This is a genomic window from Pseudoalteromonas denitrificans DSM 6059 (assembly GCF_900112265.1).
GTDB lineage: Bacteria > Pseudomonadota > Gammaproteobacteria > Enterobacterales > Alteromonadaceae > Pseudoalteromonas > Pseudoalteromonas denitrificans.
In genome coordinates, this window is record NZ_FOLO01000123.1 from 1 (window position 1) to 1,395 (window position 1,395).

Genomic DNA, 1,395 nt, shown 5'->3' on the forward strand with positions numbered 1-1,395 from the left:
AAGGCTTTGGTTGCAGCCAAAGCTTGGGTCTCACTTTACCCGAACTCGGTAATAATTAATAATTAAGATGGCTGTATTATCCATACAAGCTGTTATATACCGCAACTAATTCGACATAAAGTTTCTCAGTTTTTGGTGTTTTTAATTGAAATTTAGTGGTGAATTCTTTGGGTATATTTAAGATTTTATTATTGGCAATGTTTCGGCAAGTATTGATGCAATTTCCGTAATATCCACGTTCGGGTTTACGTTGCGGTTTGTTGCAGTTATAGTAGTTAAAACCTATGTAACTAACTGGTTTAGTTACACATTCAAACAAATATATAACAAGGCGTTCAATCGGACTTAAAAAGCTTGTTTCGTTTTTTGCAAAGTAACGCAAAAAAGCAAACCAATTTTTTAAGCCGTTTAACAGGGGCGTTAGGTTCACAAGGAGGTTCAGTGGAATATTCATTATTCGCAGATGAAAGCGGCACTTCTGCCGTCGATAAGTGTTTTACAATAGGTTGTTTATTAGTTCCAAATAATTTTTTGGATGACTTTGAGCAGCGAGTTGAACAACTAATTGAAAAACACAACCTACCACGAGATCGAGAACTAAAGTGGTCTCGTGTTAAAAAAAGCTATGGAATGGTTAATTTTCTAATAGATCTAACACAATTAATTTCAAATTCACCAGCTAGTTTCATATGTAAAGTGTCTTGGAAACAACATTACTTCAATTGGCAAGCCAATGAAGAGGTTGCATTCTATAAGTCATACACAATGCTAATGTCTTATTGTGCTCGAATTTTAAAATCAAATATTGTCGCAAAAATAGACGATAAATCGGATTCTTACACAAAACGTGCTGAAGTAGTTGAAATTATCGGTAATCATAACCTGAAAGATAAACTTGGTAGCATTGCCGAAGTAAAACAATGCGACTCTAAATCTGAGTTACTGATTCAAGTTGCGGATCTTTTCACAGGTGCAATTAATGCCTCACATAACTTATTCATTTATCCAGAGGCAGAAATTCACAAAGGTAAAATTTTAGCTATTACTAAAATAGCCGAATGCTTAGGTTGGGACGCGCTACATTACGATACATTTCCTAATGCTGACATTAATATTTGGCACTTCCCAGAGAAGGAATATCGAAATGTCCCTAAAACACTAGATATTACCCCAAATAATAATGTTGCATATGTCTCACGTGAAGATGTACAGTGAACCTAACAAGCTAATAAATAAGGACAAAAAACAGTTGGCTGTTTTCGTTCCTCAACATTTTAGCCAACAATTTTTTGCCCATTATTAGGGCGTTAGTGCGTCAAGCGAAGCTTGATGCATCTTGCAGGGTGCAAGTCCCTGTCGGGTAAGGTTTAGCCAACCACCCGTATCGCGTGTTGC

At 36.2% G+C, this 1,395-nt stretch carries 1 protein-coding gene; it reads left to right on the forward strand.

The window, feature by feature from the left end; all coding sequences use genetic code 11:
• Nucleotides 1-354 precede the first annotated feature (354 nt).
• Nucleotides 355-1,215 carry a DUF3800 domain-containing protein gene (locus BM088_RS26890; protein WP_091992016.1) on the forward strand — a complete coding sequence of 287 codons (861 nt, stop codon included), beginning with the start codon at nt 355-357 and terminating at the stop codon, nt 1,213-1,215.
• The last annotated feature ends 180 nt before the right edge of the window (nt 1,216-1,395 follow it).